21 protein-coding genes are annotated in these 23,036 nt (G+C 40.6%); 9 read left to right on the plus strand and 12 right to left on the minus strand.

Features of this window, described 5'->3' with window-relative positions; all coding sequences use genetic code 11:
* Positions 1-4: 4 nt before the first annotated feature.
* Together VF06_RS19415 and VF06_RS19420 are read left to right on the plus strand one after the other, a co-directional pair.
* A complete protein-coding gene (locus VF06_RS19415; RefSeq protein ID WP_099070724.1) occupies positions 5-370 on the plus strand; it encodes a hypothetical protein in 366 nt (121 codons plus the stop codon).
* 214 nt (positions 371-584) lie between these two features.
* Positions 585-914 carry a hypothetical protein gene (locus VF06_RS19420; protein ID WP_099070725.1) on the plus strand — a complete coding sequence of 110 codons (330 nt, stop codon included), beginning with the start codon at positions 585-587 and terminating at the stop codon, positions 912-914.
* Positions 915-1,245: 331 nt separating this feature from the next.
* On the opposite strand, the gene VF06_RS19425 is transcribed toward VF06_RS19420, so the two are convergent.
* Entirely contained in the window at positions 1,246-1,827 is a 582-nt protein-coding gene (locus tag VF06_RS19425; RefSeq protein ID WP_099070726.1) for a hypothetical protein, read from the minus strand.
* A gap of 780 nt (positions 1,828-2,607) precedes the next feature.
* Here VF06_RS19425 and VF06_RS19430 point away from each other — a divergent pair.
* Complete coding sequence (locus VF06_RS19430) at positions 2,608-4,254, plus strand: adenylate/guanylate cyclase domain-containing protein (protein ID WP_099070727.1); 1,647 nt, start codon at positions 2,608-2,610, stop codon at positions 4,252-4,254.
* A gap of 218 nt (positions 4,255-4,472) precedes the next feature.
* On the opposite strand, the gene VF06_RS19440 is transcribed toward VF06_RS19430, so the two are convergent.
* On the minus strand, positions 4,473-5,102 hold the full coding sequence (locus tag VF06_RS19440) for a Uma2 family endonuclease (protein ID WP_099070729.1): 630 nt from the start codon (positions 5,100-5,102) through the stop codon (positions 4,473-4,475).
* Between the two features lie 595 nt (positions 5,103-5,697).
* Here VF06_RS19440 and VF06_RS19445 point away from each other — a divergent pair.
* The 3 genes from VF06_RS19445 to VF06_RS19460 all read left to right on the plus strand — a co-directional run bounded on the left by VF06_RS19445 (position 5,698) and on the right by VF06_RS19460 (position 10,521).
* Entirely contained in the window at positions 5,698-7,065 is a 1,368-nt protein-coding gene (locus VF06_RS19445; protein WP_099070730.1) for an NAD-dependent succinate-semialdehyde dehydrogenase, read from the plus strand.
* A 237-nt stretch (positions 7,066-7,302) separates the two neighbouring features.
* Positions 7,303-8,946: an acetolactate synthase large subunit gene (locus VF06_RS19455; RefSeq protein ID WP_099070732.1), complete on the plus strand. Its 1,644-nt coding sequence runs from the start codon at positions 7,303-7,305 to the stop codon at positions 8,944-8,946.
* A 426-nt stretch (positions 8,947-9,372) separates the two neighbouring features.
* Complete coding sequence (locus tag VF06_RS19460) at positions 9,373-10,521, plus strand: ATP-binding protein (protein ID WP_244918205.1); 1,149 nt, start codon at positions 9,373-9,375, stop codon at positions 10,519-10,521.
* Positions 10,522-10,731: 210 nt separating this feature from the next.
* On the opposite strand, the gene VF06_RS41010 is transcribed toward VF06_RS19460, so the two are convergent.
* Positions 10,732-10,881 (minus strand): hypothetical protein, encoded by a 150-nt coding sequence (locus VF06_RS41010; RefSeq protein ID WP_180267510.1) that lies wholly within the window; start codon positions 10,879-10,881, stop codon positions 10,732-10,734.
* Positions 10,882-11,213: 332 nt separating this feature from the next.
* Between VF06_RS41010 and VF06_RS19465 the strand changes: the two genes are divergently transcribed.
* Positions 11,214-13,526 carry an AAA family ATPase gene (locus VF06_RS19465; RefSeq protein WP_099070734.1) on the plus strand — a complete coding sequence of 771 codons (2,313 nt, stop codon included), beginning with the start codon at positions 11,214-11,216 and terminating at the stop codon, positions 13,524-13,526.
* A 9-nt stretch (positions 13,527-13,535) separates the two neighbouring features.
* Here VF06_RS19465 and VF06_RS39335 read toward each other — a convergent pair whose 3' ends face one another.
* From VF06_RS39335 to VF06_RS19485, 5 genes are all read right to left on the minus strand, one after another.
* Positions 13,536-13,793 carry a hypothetical protein gene (locus VF06_RS39335; protein ID WP_143861800.1) on the minus strand — a complete coding sequence of 86 codons (258 nt, stop codon included), beginning with the start codon at positions 13,791-13,793 and terminating at the stop codon, positions 13,536-13,538.
* Positions 13,794-14,033: 240 nt separating this feature from the next.
* Entirely contained in the window at positions 14,034-15,050 is a 1,017-nt protein-coding gene (locus VF06_RS19470; RefSeq protein WP_099070735.1) for a FecCD family ABC transporter permease, read from the minus strand.
* Between the two features lie 167 nt (positions 15,051-15,217).
* Positions 15,218-16,060, minus strand: a complete 843-nt coding sequence (locus tag VF06_RS19475) for a phytanoyl-CoA dioxygenase family protein (RefSeq protein WP_099070736.1) — start codon at positions 16,058-16,060, stop codon at positions 15,218-15,220.
* A gap of 254 nt (positions 16,061-16,314) precedes the next feature.
* Positions 16,315-17,229: an alpha/beta fold hydrolase gene (locus VF06_RS19480; RefSeq protein ID WP_099070737.1), complete on the minus strand. Its 915-nt coding sequence runs from the start codon at positions 17,227-17,229 to the stop codon at positions 16,315-16,317.
* Between the two features lie 98 nt (positions 17,230-17,327).
* Positions 17,328-17,768 (minus strand): SufE family protein, encoded by a 441-nt coding sequence (locus VF06_RS19485; RefSeq protein WP_099070738.1) that lies wholly within the window; start codon positions 17,766-17,768, stop codon positions 17,328-17,330.
* A gap of 396 nt (positions 17,769-18,164) precedes the next feature.
* Between VF06_RS19485 and psaK the strand changes: the two genes are divergently transcribed.
* Entirely contained in the window at positions 18,165-18,425 is a 261-nt protein-coding gene (gene psaK / locus VF06_RS19490) for a photosystem I reaction center subunit PsaK (RefSeq protein WP_099070739.1), read from the plus strand.
* A 309-nt stretch (positions 18,426-18,734) separates the two neighbouring features.
* Here psaK and VF06_RS19500 read toward each other — a convergent pair whose 3' ends face one another.
* The 3 genes from VF06_RS19500 to VF06_RS19510 all read right to left on the minus strand — a co-directional run bounded on the left by VF06_RS19500 (position 18,735) and on the right by VF06_RS19510 (position 20,969).
* The gene (locus VF06_RS19500; protein ID WP_099070758.1) at positions 18,735-19,475 is read right to left on the minus strand and encodes a DUF3891 family protein; all 741 of its coding nucleotides are present in this window, start codon (positions 19,473-19,475) and stop codon (positions 18,735-18,737) included.
* A 343-nt stretch (positions 19,476-19,818) separates the two neighbouring features.
* Positions 19,819-20,511: a manganese catalase family protein gene (locus VF06_RS19505; protein ID WP_099070741.1), complete on the minus strand. Its 693-nt coding sequence runs from the start codon at positions 20,509-20,511 to the stop codon at positions 19,819-19,821.
* 179 nt (positions 20,512-20,690) lie between these two features.
* Positions 20,691-20,969: a GlsB/YeaQ/YmgE family stress response membrane protein gene (locus VF06_RS19510; RefSeq protein WP_099070742.1), complete on the minus strand. Its 279-nt coding sequence runs from the start codon at positions 20,967-20,969 to the stop codon at positions 20,691-20,693.
* Positions 20,970-21,100: 131 nt separating this feature from the next.
* On the opposite strand from VF06_RS19510, the gene VF06_RS19515 reads away from it, so the two are divergent.
* Entirely contained in the window at positions 21,101-21,325 is a 225-nt protein-coding gene (locus VF06_RS19515) for a hypothetical protein (protein ID WP_143861801.1), read from the plus strand.
* 210 nt (positions 21,326-21,535) lie between these two features.
* Here the strand turns inward: VF06_RS19515 and hemN are convergent, their stop codons facing one another.
* Positions 21,536-22,918, minus strand: a complete 1,383-nt coding sequence (gene hemN / locus VF06_RS19520) for an oxygen-independent coproporphyrinogen III oxidase (RefSeq protein WP_099070744.1) — start codon at positions 22,916-22,918, stop codon at positions 21,536-21,538.
* Positions 22,919-23,036: the final 118 nt, after the last annotated feature.

Consider the following 23,036-nt stretch of genomic DNA (forward strand, 5'->3'; position numbering starts at 1 on the left):
AACAATGAAAATTGATATTAATAACGCTCTCACTATTATTATTGGGCTACTAACAGTAGTAGGAGCTATTTATCGATTAGCCCAAATTGAAGCCAATATTAATAGCAAAATTGACAGAGTAGAAAATAAGTTGCTATTGGCGGTCGATAATCTTAAAGACAACTTTGTGGACAGGCTTTATAGGGCAGAGAAGAAATTAGATATGCATCTAATCGAATACAAAGAGAAAAAACTCTTTGTAGATTATCGGCTCAATGGGCTGGAATCACTCATCAAGCACAAATTCGATCGACTGGCAAACTGGGTTAAGCAGATTGTTGGATTCTTGAATAAAAATTCTGGGTTCCAAATCCGAGACGACAAGTTTTAGCCACTGGGGATTCACTCTAGCAATTTACTCTTGCCGTGTTATTTTAGAGCCGACAGCCACCACCTTTATAAAATCGCGTGCGGGCAGATGGCTGTTTAGATTACTTCAAATTGTCAATTGTCACCCTGCGTTCGCCGTTCCAGCAAACGCAGGGTTTTTAAATTTTAATCTTTGGGCTACAATGCCGTGTTACACGGCAATAGAGAGATTTTGCATGAGTAAGGGCGGCAGAACTTCAACAACCTGGGAAGGCGGTAGTACTTGGCGAAGTGGAAAGACGAAATTGATTCGCGTACCAGAGGCGATCGCGGATGAAGTGATGCGCTGCGCTAGAGAGATTGATGCTGGGAAAGCCGTGTTACATGGCAATAGAGCGGATATAGTCGAAAGCGCGATCGCCGACTACATCAAAATGCGCCAGGGCAACCGCCACCCAAATCAGCATTCTAAGGGGAAGCAGCTTAATACGCGATCGCGAACCTGGGATGAATTGAGGCTATTTCGGGAATGGGTTGAGAATCAGGACAAACTGAGTAGCGACTGAGTAGCGTGTTCACCACTGAATACTATCAAGAATCCCAATAAAAACACTTAAGTTGAGTAGCAATTGAGTAGCAATAGCTATACTTAAGCTTCAAAAGCCCAGATAACAAGCATTAAAGGAAACTGGTTTAGAAATACCACCCAATTAAGAATTCGTAATTCGTAATTAAGTAGAACGGCTTGAAAAAATCAAAATATGTGAAGTAATGTAAAAAACTTGACTTAAATAGTTCGTAGTCAGGACTAACCTACGGGAATGCTCGGCGTACAGTCCTGATGAGAGGACTAAAGTCCTTACTACAAACCTTTAATTATTTACACCGTTCTACTGACTAATTCGTAATTAGGTTACGGAGGCGTTTTCTACTCCTGTGTTGAATTTTTAGTTCTGGATTCTTCTGCAATTTTTGAGAGTCTGTTAAAGGTACAACTTCAAACAAAGCGCAAATCTTAACAATAGAACGAGGATGATTTTGCCAAGCTTGGGGAAGAATAGTTTGAGCAGTTATAGCATCTGACCAAGTTAATAATCCATATCGATTCACCTTTTGAATTAAGGGCTTTAATACTCCTGTCCAAGGTCGATAGTTCCACAAAGATGATTTGCCTTCTATATCCAATAAATCGTATCCTAACAACTTTAATCTCGGATGATCTTCTGGAATTTGGTGTTTGCTAGCATCTGCAAATAATAGATAATATTGCTGATTCAATATGGGAATTGGCAGCCAATCGAGCAAGTCCCATACTTCCCCTAATGAATCTACATAAAAATTGTGCGAATAACTAAAGTGTGGATTACACCAAGGATCGATACTCCGAATTTCATAACTACCAGGCAAACCAAGACTGTTTGTGTACTCTTTATATTCGTAATTATTAAAAGATTGAATTATTCTCGTACTTAACCACATTATTTGTATTTTATAAAATCTCTAACAATGAATTTTAAGCGGTTGTTTTGTTGACTGTTAACGGTTGACAGTCAACAGTTAACAGGGATATTGTTAACAATTGAATTAGAATTGCTAAGTTAGCAAAAACTTCTAAAATTTGCTCTAACAAAGAATTTAATTGATGAATGTTAGTGTTTTTTGTAACGCATCCTACAAATATTTAATTTCGTTCAAAAATCAAAGCAGATTATTATATAAACATACAACTTCTGAACAGCAGAGTAAATTAATTTGACAAAAAATCCTACTTTTCTTACTTTTACTACTAAATATTACTGATATTGCGAGTTTTCAAGGCATTACCTTGAGGTTGTTTGAAAAATTACTAAGAATATCCAAAACAGAGATTTGGCTGCAAAAAAGCTTTCAAATCCCTGTTTCTTTGTAATTAAATAACAATAGTATACGCACTAACTTTTATTCTGGTTTATGAAGAATTTATCAAGTTATGATGAATAGTTCTAAGGAAATTCAAAATTTCTGACACGGATTAAGTGGCGATCGCCTGTTGATGAACAGCTAAAAACATGCTTTAACCTGATTTTAAGTGGATTTTTGCTGACGTTGACGCTAATTTACAGCTAGGCTGCTTGCATTTAATTTACTGTAATATCAAATACACGCAGTTGTCGGAATGCAATTAACAGTGTCATAAAGAAAAGGTGAGGAGTTAACCTGTAGGGTATAACTTACCCAAGACTTGCCTGCACCTATAGCTTCAATGGATTTATCACACTCATGACTGAACTCACCCTACGCCTACAAGAGGGAGATACCGAGACAACCATCGCAATTGACCAAGATGTATTTACAATTGGTCGTTTGCCAGAATGTAACTTGTACTTACCTTTTGCTGGGGTATCCCGCAACCACGCCAGGATTTCAAAAACGGCTGGAGGTGTGTGGACTATTGAAGATCTGGGCAGCAAAAACGGCACGCAAGTAAATAAATATCTTGTACAGTCTCCCCAAGAGTTACATCACGGCGATGTGGTTTGGCTGGGTAACGTTAGCTTGGTAGTGCTGCTGACAAATCCGGTTTCAGAATCGACATTGAAGCCAGAATATGCGGCTACTTCGGAAACTAACGAACAAAGAACAATCCTTCACAACGTCGAGCAACTACAGCAGCAATGGATTGCAGCTGAGGGTAAAGATGGTAACATCAGCAATAAAGATAAAACCATTGCCCGTCTTAAAGACTTAGTTGACATCGCCAAAAATCTCTGTGCGGCGGCGTCCATAGAAGAGATTTTTTCCCAGGTGCAACAAGTTGTATTTCGTTACCTTGATAGTATCGATCGCTTAGCATTATTAATTGATGTTAATGGTTGCGGGCACTTAGAATTAGTGAATGCTGCCACCAGAAATATTTCTCAACAAAAACATTTGCCTGCCGATGGGAGTTGGATTAGTCGTAGCATCTGCCAAAAGGTATTTGACGAGAAAGTCGTCATTCAAACCGGTGATACTCATCAGGACGAACGCTTTGCCAGCGAACAGAGTATTTTAGTCAAAGGCATTCGCAGTGCAATGGCAGTGCCTTTATGGGATGAAAATAAAGTTGTGGGCGTTCTTTATGCCGATGCTAATCTTTCTTCTTACCATTGGGCAAATGAAGGCGAGGAAGAACTGAGCTTTTTTTCAGCCTTAGCAAATCTTGTGGCTTCCAGCGTCCAACGTTGGCTACTGGTAGAGAAACTTAAAACTGAAGAAGTGATTCGTCACCGACTAGAACGGTATCATTCTCCCGCAGTGGTACATCAGTTAATATCTGTAGGCGCGTCTCCAGATGGACGTTTAGCGCCATCGGAGAGCGAAATTAGTATTTTATTTGCGGATTTAGTAGGTTTTACAGCAATTTCTGAAAGATTAACACCAACTGCGATCGCCCAATTATTAAATAATTTATTTGAAGAAATGCTCAAAGAAATATTTACTTATGGCGGCACTTTAGATAAATATATTGGCGATTGTATTATGGCATTTTTTGGCGCTCCAGAAACCCAATTAGATCACGCCGATCGCGCCGTGGCTGCTGCTAAGGGAATGCTCACTCGTCTCAAACATCTCAATGCCAATAATTTTTGGCAAGAACCCCTACAATTACGCATTGCAATTAATAGTGGTAAAGCCGTGGTTGGAGATGTTGGTAGTTCTCAGAGGGTAGACTACACAGCATTAGGCGCAACAATTAATCTTGCAGCCCGTATGGAAGGAGTTTGTCCTCCGAGTGAATGCGTGATTAGTGAGGCTACTTATGCAATGCTTTCACAACCTTCAGATTTCCAAGAAATGGGAGATTATCGTTTCAAAGGTATCGATAGATTAGTCAAAGTTTATCAAACAAAATTGCAGCCAGTATCAACAATTATTAGTCATTAGTCATTAGACTTCTTGCAAAAGTTGGGAAAAGAGGAAGGGGGGGCCCCCTCTGGGGATAAGGGGCAGGGGAAAGGGGGAAAGGTTTGCTATTTTCCCTTTCTCCGGTTGGTGAGCTTGTCGAACCATTAACATGATTCCCTTTTCCCAGAAGAGTACAAAAAACACTTTTGCAAGAAGTATAATTGGTATGACACGGGGACACCAAGAGATTTTAATCATCAGTGATTAGCAAGCGTACCAGCGCGCAAAATTTCCTCTGCGGTCAAATTCAACTCTGGAAAAGTTGGCGATTGGATGCGGTCATTGCCTCGAAATTTACTAATGCGATACTCGCCTTCTTCTAAACAGCAAACAGAAATAGTAGGTTGTTTAGGATTGCCAATAAATTCTCTACCGCCCAAAGCTGCATAATCAACAATCCAATATTCAGGAATTCCCATCTCCTCATAGTCAGCGTATTTTTTTAGATAATCATCACGCCAATTACTACTGACTACCTCAATTACTAGAGAAATTGATGCGGCTTGAGTAACAGTTGATTGTTTTTTCCACAGAGGTTCGTTAACTAAATTAGCAAGATTTAAAACTAGCACATCTGGCGAATAAGCTGATTCGTTCTCAATTGGTTTAACTAATACTGTTTTTGGTATACCACAGGGCAAATTAAGGCGACTATATTCTAAAGTAACTTTTGTAGATAAAAATACAACAATCTCTTCATGGTCACCTGTTGGTTGCGGTATTTCAACAACTACTCCATCATATAGTTCGTAACGTTTTCCTGTGTTATCTGGATATTTAGCAACGAATTCATCGAATGTAACTAGTTTGGGTAAGCCTTGAGTCATGGCTTAACTCCTCAAATTCTGAATTAAATTCTGACTTTTTCTTGATTGATATATTTTATTTCAAAAATAGTTGTGAAATTACAACACTAAGTAGTAGTTCACCACGCAAATATTGACAGGTTTAGATTGGGGAAAGGGAAAAGGTAAAAGGGGAAGGGTTTAAAGCCTTTACCCTTTTCCCCTTACCCTTTCCCCCACCTGTCAAAAAGACTTTGGCAGACTAGTAGCTACTTGTTAACTAAAAGACTACTCAACTTAAGATGTATATGTAGGGTGTCTTGTTGCCAAGCGCCGCACCTTGAATTCTGTAATTTGAGCGATGTCTATGACGATGCTTGTATCAAACATCAGGTGTAGCGATGGGTAGCCCTTTCAAGGTGCATAAAAATTCTCGACAAGAAATTCCTCAGACTGAGCTTTAAGTATAAATACACGAATAAATTGTATATATTACTTCAATTTTAATTGCGAAACTGTAATATCTAACAACCACTTCTTGAGTAAAAGACTAGAATTTTGGTGGTGGCTTCTAGAAGAGATCTGTGTAACACTAGGAAGCCAACAGTCGAGCTATTTGTTAACGGGAGGTCAGGTAATGGCGATCGCCACGATTAATCCCGCCACTGGGGAAACTATTCAAACCTTTGAGCCACTCAATGATGTAGAAATTGACGCTAAACTCGATTTGGCGAATCGGGCTTTTGAAAGCTATCGCCAGACTAGTTTTCAAAAGCGATCGCACTGGTTAGAAAAAGCTGCCGATATTTTAGAGCAAGACAAAGCGGAATTTGCCAAGTTGATGACTCTAGAAATGGGTAAACCTTTGAAAGCTGCCATCGGTGAAGTGGAAAAATGTGCCACTGTCTGTCGTTACTACGCCGAACACGCCCCTGGTTTTTTGGCTGATGTTCCTGTCAAAACCGATGCTAGCCATAGTTTTGTTCGCTATCAACCTTTAGGGGCAATTCTAGCAGTCATGCCGTGGAATTTCCCCTTCTGGCAAGTTTTCCGCTTTGCCGCCCCCGCCCTCATGGCGGGAAATGTCGGTTTACTCAAACATGCTTCCAACGTGCCGCAGTGCGCCTTGGCAATTGAAGAAATTATTCACCGGGCGGGTTTTCCAGAAGGTGTATTTCAAACTTTATTGATTGGGGCTGCTAAAGTCGCCGACTTAATGGCAGATGACCGAATCAAAGCCGCCACCTTAACAGGAAGCGAACCAGCAGGCATATCCCTCGCCATCGCCGCCGGCAAACAAATTAAAAAAACCGTTTTGGAATTGGGAGGAAGCGACCCGTTTATAGTGTTAGCAAGCGCTGATTTAGAAGCAGCAGTTGTCACAGCTACTACAGCGCGGATGTTGAATAACGGGCAATCATGTATTGCAGCCAAACGTTTTATAGTCGCAGAAGCGATCGCTGACAAATTTGAAAAATTGTTGTTAGATAAATTCGAGGCGCTGAAAGTGGGCGATCCCATGCAACCAGACACCGATATCGGGCCACTAGCAACTCCTGGCATTGTCCAGGATTTACACCAGCAAGTGCAAACCGCCACCAAAAGCGGCGGGAAAATCCTCATCGGTGGACATCCATTATCAGATCGTCCAGGAAACTTTTATCCGCCAACCATTATCATAGATATTCCGCCCGACACACCAATTGCCAAAGAAGAATTCTTCGGCCCAGTAGCCATGCTATTTCGGGTTCCAGATATCGATGCTGCCATAAAACTCGCTAATGATACCCCCTTTGGTTTGGGTGCAAGCGCTTGGACAACCGACGACCAAGAACGCCATCGCTTGATTGAAGAAATCCAAGCCGGTAGCGTATTTATCAACGGTATGGTCAAATCCGATCCCCGATTGCCCTTTGGTGGTATTAAGCGTTCTGGATATGGCAGAGAATTGAGTATCCAAGGTATACATGAATTTGTCAATGTTAAAACCGTGTGGGTGAAGTGATTACGGTTTGGGCATGGGGCATGGGGCATGGGGCATAAGCAATAGGGCAAGGACATAAGACATAGTAAATGCGGAATAGGGAATAGTAAATGGGGAAGTGGCGGACAAGGCGGACAAGAAGAAATAACCCATAACCAATGCCCAATGCCCAATGCCCAATGCCCAATGCCCAATGCCCAATGCCCAATGCCCAATGCCCAATGCCCAATATTTATTGTCGCTAGTCAGGAAATAATAATGAATACAGCAGAACTCTTGGTGCAGTGCCTAGAAAATGAAGGAGTACAATACGTTTTTGGACTTCCAGGTGAAGAAAATCTGCACGTTTTAGAAGCACTTAAACATTCTTCGATTCAATTTATTACCACTCGTCACGAACAAGGTGCGGCATTCATGGCCGATGTCTACGGACGGCTAACGGGAAAAGCCGGAGTGTGTCTTTCGACACTCGGCCCTGGGGCTACAAACTTGATGACTGGCGTAGCAGATGCCAACCTCGATGGTGCGCCTTTAGTGGCGATTACCGGTCAAGTGGGAACAGATAGAATGCACATTGAATCCCATCAATATTTAGATTTGGTGGCGATGTTTGCACCTGTAACTAAATGGAATAAGCAAATTGTCAGGCCGAGTATTACACCAGAAGTAGTGCGAAAAGCATTTAAGCGATCGCAATCGGAAAAACCTGGTGCAGTCCACATCGATTTACCAGAAAATATTGCTGCCATGCCCGTGGAAGGCAAACCTTTACGTAAGGATAATAGCGAAAAAACCTATGCTTCTTTTGCTAGCATTCGAGCAGCCGCCGCCGCAATTTCTCAAGCAGTTAACCCATTAATTTTGGTAGGAAATGGAGCAATTCGCGCTAGAGCTAGTGATGCCGTAACGCAATTTGCTACCTTACTGAATATACCTGTGGCTAATACCTTCATGGGTAAAGGCGTGATTCCCTACACACATCAATTAGCATTGTGGTCAGTGGGATTACAACAAAGAGATTTCATTACATGTGGATTTGATAATACAGATTTAGTAATAGCGATCGGCTATGATTTGATAGAATTTTCGCCTAAAAAATGGAACCGTGACGGCAAAATTCCAGTTGTGCATATAGGGTTAAATCCAGCAGAAATTGATAGCAGTTATATTCCTGATGCTGAAGTTGTGGGAGACATTTCTGATTCCCTCTATGAAATCTTAAAATTAGCAGACCGACAAGGAAAACCCGATCCCTTTGCTATTAGTTTACGAGCAGATATTCGTGCCGATTACGAACAGTACGCCCATGATGACGGATTTCCCATTAAACCGCAAAAGTTAATTTATGACTTACGGCAAGTTATGGGGCCAGATGATATCGTCATCTCTGATGTTGGCGCACATAAAATGTGGATGGCGCGTCATTATCACTGCCATAGCCCCAATACTTGTATTATTTCCAATGGCTTTGCTGCAATGGGTATTGCGATTCCTGGTGCATTAGCAGCAAAACTCGTGCATCCCAACCGCAAAATTGTTGCCGTCACCGGCGATGGTGGCTTCATGATGAACTGCCAAGAATTAGAAACCGCCTTGCGTGTCGGTACGCCCTTTGTCACTATTATTTTTAATGACGGTGGCTATGGATTAATTGAGTGGAAACAAGAAAATCAATTTGGCAAAGGAAACTCATCTTTTGTACATTTTGGCAATCCTGATTTTGTCAAATTAGCCGAAAGTATGGGTTTAAAAGGCTACCGAGTTGAATCAGCTTTAGATTTAATTCCCACACTCAAAGAAGCCCTCGCTCAAGACGTACCCGCAGTCATAGATTGTCCTGTAGACTATCGGGAGAATCGCCGCTTTAGCCAAAAAGCAGGCGAATTGAGTTGTACGGTGTGAAAAGTTAGGAGTTAAAAGTTACGAGTAAGGAGTAGGAGTTATTTATTGCTAACTCCTTACTAATTTCCACTCCTCATAATCAGATCTAAAACAGTTATCATTACTGTCAATTTCAGCTTATTTACCAATCTTGTATCTGCGTTGCTCTCCAAATTTTAAATGCCTAAGAGCTGATTCGTAAAGAAAATCTTAAGGTACTCAACTCACTACTAGGTCTGAGTTTCAGCGAATAAATGCTGTATTGACTTAAATTACTGAAACCGTTACTAGACAAGTACTTTACTTGAGTTGACAAATTAGCTCTAACACTCTTGGTTAGTTTGATGGATATACTGCTAAGCAATTTTGGTAAGCTAGATAAGCATCTGGCTAAAGAGCGATATTAACTATGTATTGATAAATAGTTGAGTTATAGCTGCTTTGTAGTTGAGTTTAAGTATCTCAAAAGAGTTAGAATATTTAGGTAGTTTTTCATTAGGAGTAATGGCGCGATCGCTGCGAGTAGCCCCAGAGTATATTAATAAAGTTAGGTCAGCACTTGGGCGCAATGGCTATCCCAGCCAGCAGTCCTTGGCTAATCAAATGGAACTTTCTTTATCCACAGTCAAAAACTTTCTCACTGGCAAACCTGTTGACTATCTGAATTTTATAGAACTTAGCAATAAGTTGAGTTTTGAGTGGCAAGACATTGCATACAAAGAACCAGAAACTCAACCGCCTAAACCTCAGCCAACTAACGGCGAAGCATCACCCTTCATCACAGGCGCACCCATCACCCAACCGCGTTATTTTTTTGGACGCGAAAAAGAATTAAAACGCTTCTTCAATTTACTCAAACGCCATCCCCTACAAAATGCTGTAATTATCGGTAAAAAGCGCAGCGGTAAAACATCCCTGCTGCACTACCTCAAAAATATCACCACCACCCCAGCACAACAGTTGCGTCCTGAGCAAAAATCTGACTGGCTACCGCATCCAGAAAATTACCGTTGGATTTTTGTAGACTTACAAGACGCACGAATGCAAAGCCGAGAAGGCTTACTCAAGTACATCCTAGAATCACTGAAGCTGCAAGTGCCAACACCTTGCGATTTAGATCGTTTCATGGATGTAGTCAGCGATAATTTGCATTCTCCCACAGTAATTTTATTGGATGAAATTGGCGTTGGCTTGCAACGTTGTCCAGAATTAGATGATAGTTTTTGGGAGAGTTTGCGATCTTTGGCGACTAATCACACAGGCGGAAATCTGGCATTTATCTTAGCTACCCCTGATTCACCAATACAACTAGCACATAACACAGGGCACAGTTCACCCTTTTTCAATATTTTTGGCTACACTGCATATCTAGGAGCATTGACTGAGATAGAAGCACGGGAATTAATAGCGAGTTCGCCCATTCCCTTCACTGATGAAGATATAGAGTGGATTTTGACACAAAGTTGCTGCTGGCCGCTATTGTTACAAATTCTATGTAGAGAAAAATTATTTAACTTAGAAGAAGCAGAGAATGATGATAATTGGCAAGAAGAAGGCTTAAGACAAATAAAGCCATTTACTGATTTATTTAGTTAAGCACTAGGATAAATCAGTATATATTAACATCTACAAGTCAACTACAAGTCAACTAGTAAGTCAGCCATAAAAAACCTTATTATAAAGATGTAGATTAGTAAACCTAATTATGCTTGGGGTTTGCACAAAAAAACTAGGAGAGTCGTCCCTCGCCTAGTGATTAGTCAAATACAGACATAACAATTGCTAAGCCAAGCTAGGCAAGGTTACTCATTCTTCATCGCTTTTGCTAGGTTGCTCCTCAATCTTAATCAGTTCGATAACAACTGGAATAAGAACAGGGTCGTTTAATTTGATGTCACCGCAAATGACACCATAAACTAGCATACTGATAATTAAAAGTCGGTAAAAGCGAGACATCGAACTCTCCTTATCGTTCAAAAGTTTTTAGACTTCTGGACTCAGCCCTTAAGGAGAGGGTTCAGAGGCAGCATAAGTGCCCGTCCCTGAGTAAGTTGGGCACTTTTGACTGTTTACCTGAATTAAAAATAGCACAGTCACTAAAAAAGTCAACTAAAAATCAACCAGAAGTTAACTAGATCTACAACTTAAATCAGCTAGCAATCTAAAACTATTAGTTTTCTTAATTACATCGCTCGTTTAAATAAGCACAGAATTATTTCCAAATAAGGATATAAAAGCCGAAATCATAAAAATCCTGTAACAAAGGTAGAGAAATAAAAAATATTGATATGACACCTACTGGGGTTACACGTAATGCCTATACTCATGCACCCCAACCCAACCCAAATTTGATACTGGGTAGCTTTCAGCTGCTATTCTGGCTTCTATTCCGTCCCATAGCATGGCGCAATCAACTCAGCCGTATTTTCTACACTCTAGATATCAACTCTAATAGAACAAGCCGCTTGCTTTCAGAATTGAGCATACAGGGGTTTCTAGTCGTTCCTTTGGTGGTAAATATAACGTTTGCTTTGGTGCTGTGGAAATTGGGAAAATCAGCAGACAACATTCCTATTTCGGCGGCGTGGGCTGTGGCTTGGACTGTATGGTGGCGTGTAGGGTTTACTTTAATTGTGTTACGTGGGAAGCAAAGCTTGACGTTGCTCTTAGAGTGGATTGTAGGATGGGGTGTGCCAGTATCAGTTATGGCTCCACACTTACTGCTAGGTGGAGTCAGTATGGCTTTGATAAGATTATTCGCCTTCGCCTTTTTCGGACGCTTCACATGGTCATGGTTTTTTGGACTAACCTTTTCAGCATTACTATTTTTAGTATTAACAGTGATTTCAAGGGTAATTTTGGGTGTGCCAGTATTGTTTGTGCCTCAGAGTATCCTATTTTTGAGTTTGGGAGTCACTATTGATTTATGGCGACCAGTGCTACTTTATCCATTGGTGACATTATGGAATATCTCGCTCTACTTACTGGATAAACTGCGTAAAGACAATAAAACTATATTGCGCTGGCATTCCGCATTTTGGGACGAGTTACAATTTATACCTTTATATGGCTTGGACATACATCTGCTCTTAGCTTTAAAGCGTAACCCAGTCGAAGGAAAAGCTGCTATTAATTACTTGACAAACAGTTACCAACGTTGGGCGGCTGAATCTGCACAACTTGAACTATATGCAACCATTTTACAAGGCTGTGCTGATGTGGAAGCAATCTGTGAAGTTCATCATAGTCTGGGAACTATCGAACCAGAGAATGAAGTTAGCCCTTTGCTACGAATCTTTAGTCGGCTCAGCGAAGATGTAGATGCTGCAATCAATCAAGCAAGTGCTTATAACCAGCGCTTACTCCTCAGAGATATTGCAGATAAATTAAATCTACAATTGCAGAATTTTACTCGTAGCAGCGACAAATACACAGTCCGTTTCCGTCCCATTATCAAAAGTTGGGGTGAGATAATCACCAACTATATAGATGAACTGGCTAAAATTACTGAACTCCGCCAAGAAATTGACTCGCCTTATATTATGGGCGTACCCCTCACACTAGAGCAAGAAATTTTCACGGGGCGTAATGACATCGGCGCACGTATCGAGCAATTACTTTTAGACCGCCGTCGTCCACCTCTGCTACTATACGGTCAGCGACGCATGGGTAAAACTTCTCTTCTCAACAATATAGGAAAGTTACTACCTAGTAACATCATCCCCATGTTTATAGATTTGCAAGGGGCACCTTCATCAGCTAGTGACGATGCAGGTTTTCTCTACAATCTCGCTAAAGAGATGGAGAAGTCAGCAAAAAAGCAAGGTTTAACTCTACCATCCCTAACCCGCGAAGTGCTAGAATCTGACCCCTTCAGTTATTTCTATGAATGGCTAGATAAAGTAGAACAGTCTCTAGGACAAAATACCGCCTTACTAGCATTAGATGAATTCGAGGTGCTAGACAACGCCATTGCTAAAGGTCGCTTTGATGAACAGGATGTTTTAGGAATGCTGCGTCACCTCATCCAACATCGTCCCCGCTTCAAGGTGTTACTGGCTGGCTCCCATACTATCGCAGAATATCAGCGCTGGGCTAGTTATCTCATTAATGTCCAAGTTGTGCATATCTCTTATCTCAAAGAAGCCGAAGCACGACAATTAATTGAACGTCCCGTCAAAGATTTTACGCTGCGCTATGAACCCAACGCCGTTGAGCGAGTACTGCAACTCACGCGCTGTCACCCGTTCTTAGTACAACTACTCTGCGCGGAAATTATTGTCCTCAAAAACGAACAAGACCCCTCTGTTCGGCGATTTGCAACCTTAGCCGATGTGGAAGCAGCGATACCAGAAGCTTTGCAAAGTGGGGGTTTTTTCTTCGCTGATATTCAAAATAACCAAGTAGATGCCACTGGACAAGCTATTCTAGGTTTTATCGCTGCTCAAGGGGAAGGAGCTATAGTCAACCGCGAAAGTTTATTACAACAGTTTTCTGATGCTGAAATTACACTTAAATTGCTGTTACAACGTGAGTTAATTGAGGAAGTTGACGACGGCTACAGCTTCCAGGTAGAGTTAATTCGTCGCTGCTTTGCCTGAATTCATCGCTTATTTGTCCAGTTGAAGACTTATCATGAGAGCTGACGCAAAGACCCAGAGAGTTTTGAATAATAACTGATTATCCAGACTTAATATCAAAGGTGCAGGTCGATGCAATAAAGGTGCAGGTCGATGCAATAAAGGTGCAGGTCGATGCATCAAAGGTGTAGGTCGATGCATCAAAGGTGCAGGTCGATGCATCAAAGGTGCAGGTCGATGCATCAAAGGTGCAGGTCGATGCATCAAAGGTGTAGGTCGATGCAACAAAGGTGTAGGTTAACGGGACTTGTGTGTAAACCGTAGCCTCTTTTAGGCTACTAAGTGAAATCCAACATCAAACGTTAACTGTTGGTTGTAAATAGATGGATCTAAATAAATATAAGATAGTTCGTCATTGCGAACAAAGTGAATCAATCGCAAAGACTGAGATTGCTTTACTTCGTACCCTTTGGGAACGCCAAGGGCGAACGCAATGACATTTTATATTTAATTTTGCCCAGCTGCTTATTAGAGTTTATTAAAACCAGCAGAACGGCGATAAAGTAACCAGATAAACAGGGGTGAACCCAGCAAGGCGGTGACGGAACCTACTGGTAGTTCTACTGCTCCTAATCTAGAGAGTAAATCTGCAAAGGTGAGTAACCATGCACCGGCAAGGGCGGAAAGTGGCAACACAAAGCGGTGGTCTGTGCCAACGAGGAGGCGGACGCCGTGAGGGACGACAAGACCGACAAATCCAATTAAGCCGCTGATGCTGACTGCACCTGCGGCTAATAATGTGGCAACACCACCGATTAAGAGGCGCGATCGCGTTAATGAAATTCCCAATCCCACAGCTAAATCATCTCCCAAAGCCAACACGTTCACCGATCGCGCCAACAAGCATCCCCCCACTAATGCAACGATGATGTAAGGACTAGCAGTGGAAATTTCTTGCCAACCCCGGCCATTCAGGCTACCAACTAACCAACTCAAAGCAATTTGAATTTGACCGTCTTCTGCTAACAGCAGCAAGGTGCTTTGCACTGCACCAAACAAAGAACTAATAGCCACACCCCCTAAAATCAATCGCTCCACTGAAATTCCTGACCCCGCACGACCGAGTAAAATTACGATGGCCGAAGTCAAGATTGCACCTATCCAAGCAGCTAGAGGGATGGCAATGGGAAATATTTGCCACACAATCATCAAAATTACAATTAACCCTGCACCCGCAGAAATTCCCAGAATAAAAGGATCGGCAAGACTATTGCGTAACATTCCTTGCAGTAATGCTCCCGACATCCCCAAAGCAGCACCGACAATCAGAGCCGCACAAATGCGCGGTAAACGCAAATCCCAGAGAATTATCTGTTTAGCCGGATCGCCTTGGTGAAGAATCGCTTGCCAAAACTCAGACAAACTCAAAGGTACTGCTCCTTGGGAAAGCGATAGCCCTAGCGTCACCACCAGTCCTATAGCCAAGAGCAAAACAGCCCAAATTACTCGGTATTCAGTGAAAATCCTCTGAAATAGTCTTTTCATATACAGGGGGTGGGGAGGTGGGGGAGACAAGGGAGATAAGGGAGACAAGGGAGACAAGGAAAATGGGTAGGGGAGAATAATAACTCCCCAGTCAATAGTCAACAGTCAACAGTCAACAGTCAACACTTAACAGTCAACACTTAACATTCAACACTCCTCACTCCCTTCTACCCATACGCACCGTTGGGGAGAAATCCTAATAGTTGCTTTAATTTTGGATCTGCTTGTTCGTAGCAGTGACTAGGCATTTGATAGTTCATAAAGGGTGCATATTTGTGTCCAACCAGTCTTTTGGCATAGGTAATCTGCGTAATGTAGCGAGTGATAGAGGAAGAGTTTCTAGAGCCTCTATGCCATACCTGATTGTTAAAACAAACGGCAGAACCCATTCCTCCTAAACAGCTGTAAATTTGGTCTTCATATCCTGAAATATTGCCGTCACATAACTTACCAAACAAATGAGATCCTGGAATGACTTGGGTGGGGCCATTTTCTTGGGTTAATACATCCGTCAGGTAGTAATTCACTGTAAATGCAAGAACATTCAAGCGAATGTTAGTTAAGGGTTTGCCATCAAGTGAAAGTGCATGGGGTGTGTCGTCTTGATGCCATGCATTTTTAGCTAATCCGTCAGTTTCTGGGGGAATTTTAAATGAGTTATTGTGAATAACATGAATTATATTAGCATTAGGAATTCCATCGTGCATTAAGTAGCCTGTTCCATTTGCCCCACCAATTAAATGTTCTGCAAATGTGACCATTGGCTCTAAGGCAAAAAGATTTAAATTTTGCTGAGAATGCTCGAACATTCGCTTCATTATTTTCTTGGATTTTTGATAATTTTTACCTTCACTTTGCTTGAGGATTTCATCTAAATCATTTTTTAGTACTTCACATTGTTCTGGTGTCAACACATTTTCAATCACCAGAAATCCGTTAGCATGGAAATACTCAATCCATTGATTTAATTGCTCTGTAGTTGGCTGTTTACCACTGAGATATTCAGACATTTTATTGCTTGACTTTTATTGATATTAATATACAAAATATACTTTTTTTAACCCATGTTTTGCAGTTTGAAGGGCAATTTGTAAAATTTGAGTATCTCAAATTCTTAAGTTATGAAAACTTACGCAACTGACAAAGGGCGATCGCTAGTAGTCTGTCCCATTAGTTCTGAGAGATAAATAAGTTTGTAGTTAGGACTTTAGTCCTTGATTTTTAAGCACTGAAGTGCTTACTACAAACTCATAAAATGATATTTTTAGTTCTCAATTCTGAACAAAAAATTCTCAACTGCTGCTAAAACTTCTGCTGGGTATTCTTCATGCAGTCCTAGAGAACCTGGAGTAATGACGCTTCTTACTCCTGGTAATGCAGTTAAAGCGTTCATTTCTTCTCGTGATTTGGTAGGGCTAGATTCTCCAATTACCACCATCAATGGTACGGTTAAAGACTGTACGAGTTGGAGAAAATCAGATTGCTGCCTTACAGCATCAAGATTACCAGTTACAAAGGCAGCAGAGGCAAATCTCGCTCCTGGTTGTTGAGTTGTCTGCCATTTCTTCTCGATGAAACTGGGTGTAAGTTTTGTCGTGTCTGTAAAGACATGACGACGGTACATAAAATTTAAGAAAGATGGGGTAGTGTTGAGTTTGTAGAGAGCTTGACCAACTACAGGCGATCGCACTAATTCTCTCACCATACCAGCTATCTGTTGACTAGCGCCCATTGTCGGTAAAGGCCCGCGCCAAGTGGGAGCTAACAACACAATTTTTGAGAACGCCGTTGGCTGTTTCACAGCTAATTTTAAAACGTAAGTAGATGCATGACCAGCCGCCATTACAGTAATTGGCGTTTTAAAAATAGCGTTAACAAAATCTTCCAGAAATTGCTGATATATTTCGGGTCGATAATCTAAACTAGGGCGAGAAGATTCCCCAAAACCAGGCCAGTCCACAGCTATAACTTGAAAATTGGGAGCTAACAACCTAGCAAGTTCGCCCATTTCCAAACGCGTCGAAACACTACTAAAAGCAGGTAACAGCAATAGCGGCGAACCTTTACCGAGGGTTTCATAAACAACGCGCAATTGCTGATTTTGCCAATTCCAAAGATATTCTTGAACTACTCCACCAAATCCGACTGCATCAGAGGTAGATAATAAATTGGTTGACATGAGATTAACTTTTCTCCTTTGTCATTTGTGATTAGTCATTAGTCATTAGTTATTAGTCATTAGTGAATAACCAATGCCCAATGCCTAATGCCTACTTATTAATTACTTACATCTAACTTACATTCCAATGCTTTTTTTTGCATTGTTTTAAAAATGTTGTAAAATCCATTGGCACGGGAAGGTGTAAGGCTAACATTTAAACCTGTTTCTTGAATAAAATCTGGGGTAAGTTGCACAATTTCTGTTGGCGTTAGTCCATTTAATCCTTCAACCAAAAGTCCTACTAATCCTTTGGTTAACTGAGAATCAGAATCGCCTTGAAAGACAACTTTACCATCATTCAAGGTTGCTGTGATATAAACTTGAGAAACGCAACCAGGAACTTTGTTATCAGGTAATTTATCAGCTTCTGGGAACTCATTGAGCTTCTGAGCATACCAGATTAGCTGTTCGTAACGTCGCTTCGGCTCAGAAGCGCGCTGAAACCGCTGAACGATTTTAGCAAGTGCAGGTGGCAAAGAATCTAGAGTTGAGGACATAACAGAAGCTAGAAATAATCGCTATCATCTTGAGTGTAAATTATCTTTCGAGCGATGCCTATGCGGGCTGCATCTATGCACGTGTAGTCTATGAACTAGTAATTTTGATGCCAAGATATTTGTAGTTTCGATGACATACACTACAGCCTTTACAATTCTTTTCTTGAAATTGTGCTGTTTGTACTCTAGTCAAATTTGAGAGTTAATCGGTGAATCAGAATCGTTCAAATGTACTACTTTGATATTAGCGTCCAAAATACGTAAGGTGGGGCAGATTATATTAAGTAGTGAAAATAAGTGTTAAATATTGATGCAAAATCAGCGATTTGATTGAATTAGCTTCGGGAATTTTCAGATTATATTTTCAATCATTAATAAATTTCAGGAGCAAATCAGGTGTTTACTTCAACGTTACTTGCTGCTGCAACCGCACCCCTGGAATGGAGTCCTTACGTTGGCTTGACCATGATTATCGCCAACATAATTGCCATTGCCTTTGGCAAATCTACCATCAAGTATCCAAATGCAGAACCAAAGCTACCATCACCCAATTTCTTTGGTGGTTTTGGCGCACCTGCTTTGTTAGCTACTACCGCCTTTGGTCATATCTTGGGAGTAGGCGCTATTTTAGGACTGCATAACTTGGGTAGACTTTAGGTTCTTGGTCAAGTTAGCTGTTATTTGATGATTTTTTTGTCTCCAGCTTTGAGCCAGATAAGTAATTTTCTGGCTCTTTTTTGATCTATTGCTGAGTTGTAAATATTCTAAGCAATAAGCTGAAAATTTTGGTTTGCTTCCATTGGCAGATGATTTAAGAATTTGGGCGTTGGATTATCACTGGGTTTTTATGTCTGGTGTTTCAGAGGGTCAGGCTCAATTAAACCCGGATAATTTTGAGGGCGAACAGGGGTTCGTCAATTTTGAGGGCGAACAGCCGTTCGCCCCTACAGACAAATGCGTCGGTATCTAGGCGTTAACAAATTTCCACTCTAATGTCTTGATGGGGGCTTTTTGTAGTGCTTGAGTGAGTTCGGCGTTGCTTTCAAATTTTATCTGCCAGAGGTAAGAAGCTTCGATGTTGACAGTGAATTTTTCATCTTGGAAAGGCCAGGGTTTAACAAAAACTGACCCATCACTGCGTTGCATGATATCATAACGTTGACCGTCAGGGCCTTTGGTAATTTCTAAAAAGCGTTCAGCAGCAGGTAATTCTTGCTTACAGAGGATCAAAGAAAGGCGATCGCACCATTGCATAAATGCGTAAGCTGCATCAACTTCTTCCTTTTCAATACCTAGTTCTTCACGCCAACGTTGTTGATTTTGAAGTTGCTCATCTAAAAGTTTGTCCAATTCTGGAGACTGACCCCGGCTAGGCTCATTTAAACGACTAATGTGCATAGAAATTAATAAAGCTACCCACCGTCCACGATAAAAAGCATTCTTAGCCAAATTAGCGGTTTTCGGGACACCTTCTTCTATATCAGTATCTGTCATCAGAGTGAAGTCTCTTGGCGCACCAGCTTTAGTCAGATTATCGTCTTCCCATTCTTTTTCTAAATCATCGTGATGAGAAATGGCTGCTAGTGTTTCATATAATCGGGCTGGAGCATCTTTACGTCGCCATTGTCCTGCTAATTGAGCTGCTAACAAAGCATGAGCGCGATGATAAATAATTTCCCAACCGTTTTGAGTTGCGTTAACAATCACAAATGAATCTCCTGCTGGACAGTTTTGATTTAGGGTTTGAATGTTAGTGTGAGTTCTGAATTCATCGGGGCGCACATTTGTGCGCCCCGTCAGGTGTGTACTATTGCAATTAATATCAGCAAATATAGGTTGGCAATTATTCAAAGCTGAATAAAAATATGCCAAAAAATATTTGCTGTTAATAGACCTCTTGCAATCAATTGCTTTTTGGACTTTTGTGGTCAAAGGGATACATGTTAAAGGGGAAAGGGAAAATACCAAACCTTTCCCCCTTTCCCCTTTCCCTTTTCCCGACTTATGCAAGAAGTCTAATCTACTTGTGTTCTAAATCCAAGCGATGGAATTAAGAGTGACTTTCTAGGGGATTTGCAATGTATTTGAATGTTGGCTCAGAATTCCAAGGGCCGCGCTCATCTTTACCATTACCGTTTGTAGATAGGTTGTAGTAAAGAGCAACAGTTTCATCTGGTTGAATATTACCAAAGAATGGATCTGTTAACTTACCCAGAGAATCTAGAGCTTTCATAAACATCTGGGTATGAGAAATTTCTCGTGTTAAAAGATGGACTAAAGTTTCTTTAGTACCTTCATCCGTTGCCAATTTAATCAACTCTTCGTAAGTCTGACGAGCGCCGGCTTCCGCTGCAATATTGGCTCTTAAATCGCGGACTACATCTCCGCCTTCATTCAAGTAACTTGCAGTCCAAGCATTACCTTGGCTATCTAGAAAATGAGGCCCTATGCCTCGTATTGCAAAGAGAGTGCTTTTATAAGCTTCTGTTTGATCGGTATTTTTGGTATGCACTTCGATGAGTTTGCCAACCATTTCTAGATGGCTAAATTCTTCGATCGCAATATCTTGGAGCATATCTTTAATTCCAGCGTTTTCCACATGGAATGATTGAACCCAATATTGCAAAGCTGCACTTAATTCTCCAGTTGCTCCACCAAATTGCTCTAAAAGTAATTGAGCAAAACGAGGGTTTGGTTCCTTAACGTTTACTACATGAATAGGATCTTTTTTGTGAAAGAACATAGATTTAAGCTTCCAAAAAATAAGTTTGACAAAACAAAAGAGATACGCTGGTTTTATTTCCTGTTAGGATTTCCCACATATATTTGGGTAAATTGACATTTCATAGCTTCTCAACTAGAAAACTACGAGAAAATTAAATACCAGTGGTCATTTGATGATTAATAACTGTCGCTTACCAATTAGGCATTACTACTTCTTCTGATTAATCCCCATAGGTAGATAGCAATAATCGCGCCAAGGACAGCTACTAAAATCCCAGGAATAGTTAACCCTGCACCAGCAGCAGTAATTTGTAGAGTTCCGGTTCTTAGCAATGTAAATAAACTTCCACCAACAAAGGCACCAATGATGCCTAAAATCATTGTGGAAAGAATTCCACCGCCTTGATAACCAGGATAAATAGCTTTAGCGATCGCACCTGCTAAAAGTCCTAAAACTACCCAAGCAATAATACTCATAATCGATAATTACCTCATCAATCTGACTTGTATATAAGTTATCAACTTTCAATTCAAAATTCTTTCTATCACATGGGATAAATGCTGAATCCAAAAGTTAGATAAAAGAGGTTGTATCGATATGACATCAAATGATATTTAACTTCGATGGCATAACATACACCATGAAAATTTTTGTCAGAAAAATGAGTTTATCAACTCCTAAATCCGGATTTCAATCTTACACCTTTGTGGATTATATAACCAGCCAATCAAAAATCACAGATTTTTTTATTTTTCGCCAAAAAATGCTGATTTTAGATGATTTATATCTATCTAAAGATGTAATTTTATTATCTAACTTTTCGGAGATGTAAAGTATAGAAAAAATTATAACCCCGATTTATTTGAAAAGCCGGGGTTCTGACAAATGTCAAATTTTACAGCGGATCTATTAGCTATTGCCTTCCAGAACTTCCAAGTAAAAAAATATTCCATAGAAGACTGTTGACTGTTAATTGTGAACCGCGAACAGTCAACAATCAACAGTCAACACTTTAACCAGAATAATTTATTTTTGGAGTTCCCTAAATGGCACGAGAGAATTTTGATTCTCGCGTTCTTGTATGAGTATCAAATATGACGGCAATATTTCTGACTAGCAATCTACCGATGTCTGTAACTTGGATGTGATTTTTTGATAAATTCACCAGTCCATCAGCTACTAGTGGTTTTAACGCTTCTAGTTCTTCAGAGAAATATTCATCAAAACTGATTTGATACTTATCTTCAATGTCTTGCTTATGTAATTGAAAATGAGACATGATAGACATAATAGCATCTCGTCTGATGATATCATTTTGAGTCAGCTTAATACCCTTACTAATAGGTAAGTTACCTGATGCAATTGTCTGATAATAATCCTTTAATTCTTTGTGATTTTGAGCATAGGCATCTTCTAGCATACTAATGGATGTAGCACCAAAACCAAAAAGTTCTGTTTCAGCGTGGGTAGTATAGCCTTGAAAATTCCGCTTGAGAGTGCCATTTTGTTGAGCGATCGCTAATTCATCATTAACTTTAGCAAAATGATCCATACCAATAAATAGATATTGGTTATTGGTCAATTCTTCAATGGTCATCTTGAGAATTTCTAGCTTTTCCTGGGCTGCTGGTAAAGCTTCTTGAGGAATATTTTTTTGCGTCGGCTTCAGCCAAGGCACATAAGCAAAATTAAACACAACAATGCGGTCAGGATCTAATTCCATCGTCTTTTGTAACGTCTCCCGAAAAGTTTCGCGAGTTTGATAAGGTAAACCATAAATTAGGTCTACATTCACACTTTCAAACTTCGCTTCCTTAATCCAACTCATGACATCAAACAACATTTCTTCGGGTTGGATCCGGTTGACAGCAACTTGAACTTGGCTATTGAAGTCTTGAATGCCAAAACTAATGCGATTAAACCCAATTTGTCTGAGAAACAGAATATAGTTTCTATCAATGTAGCGGGGATTAATTTCAATTGAGATTTCTGCTTGGGGGTCAATGTTGAAGTAACGATTGATGTTTTGCCATAAAAGTTCTACTTGGTCGCGTTCCAAATAATTAGGAGTTCCACCACCCCAGTGAATTTGCAGCACTTTTCTTTGTGAATCAATTAAGGCTGCGGTGTTTTTGATATCTTGTACCAAATACTCTAAGTAAGGTTCAGCAATTTTCTTGTTGTTAGAAATTACCGTGTTGCACCCACAAAAGTAGCAAGCACTTTGGCAAAAAGGAATATGGAAATACAAAGAAAGAGGAGTTTTTCGTTGATTCGAGGCAGCGATCGCAGCTTTAAAATCACTTTGGGTGAATGTTTCGTTCAACTCTGTAGCCGGTGGATAGCTAGTATATCTGGGTGCGCGAGTGTCATATTTTTGAATCAAATCCAAATCAAATTTGACACCAGGTAGTAGAAAAACCATTGAGTTACTTTCCAATAAATGTGTGAAGGGATGGGGGGATGAGGAGGATGGGGGAGATGGGGGAGATGGGGAGATGGGGAGATGGGGAGATGGGGGAGATAGGGGAGATGGGGGAGAT

Source organism: Nostoc linckia z4 (assembly GCF_002608075.1).
Lineage (GTDB): Bacteria > Cyanobacteriota > Cyanobacteriia > Cyanobacteriales > Nostocaceae > Nostoc > Nostoc linckia.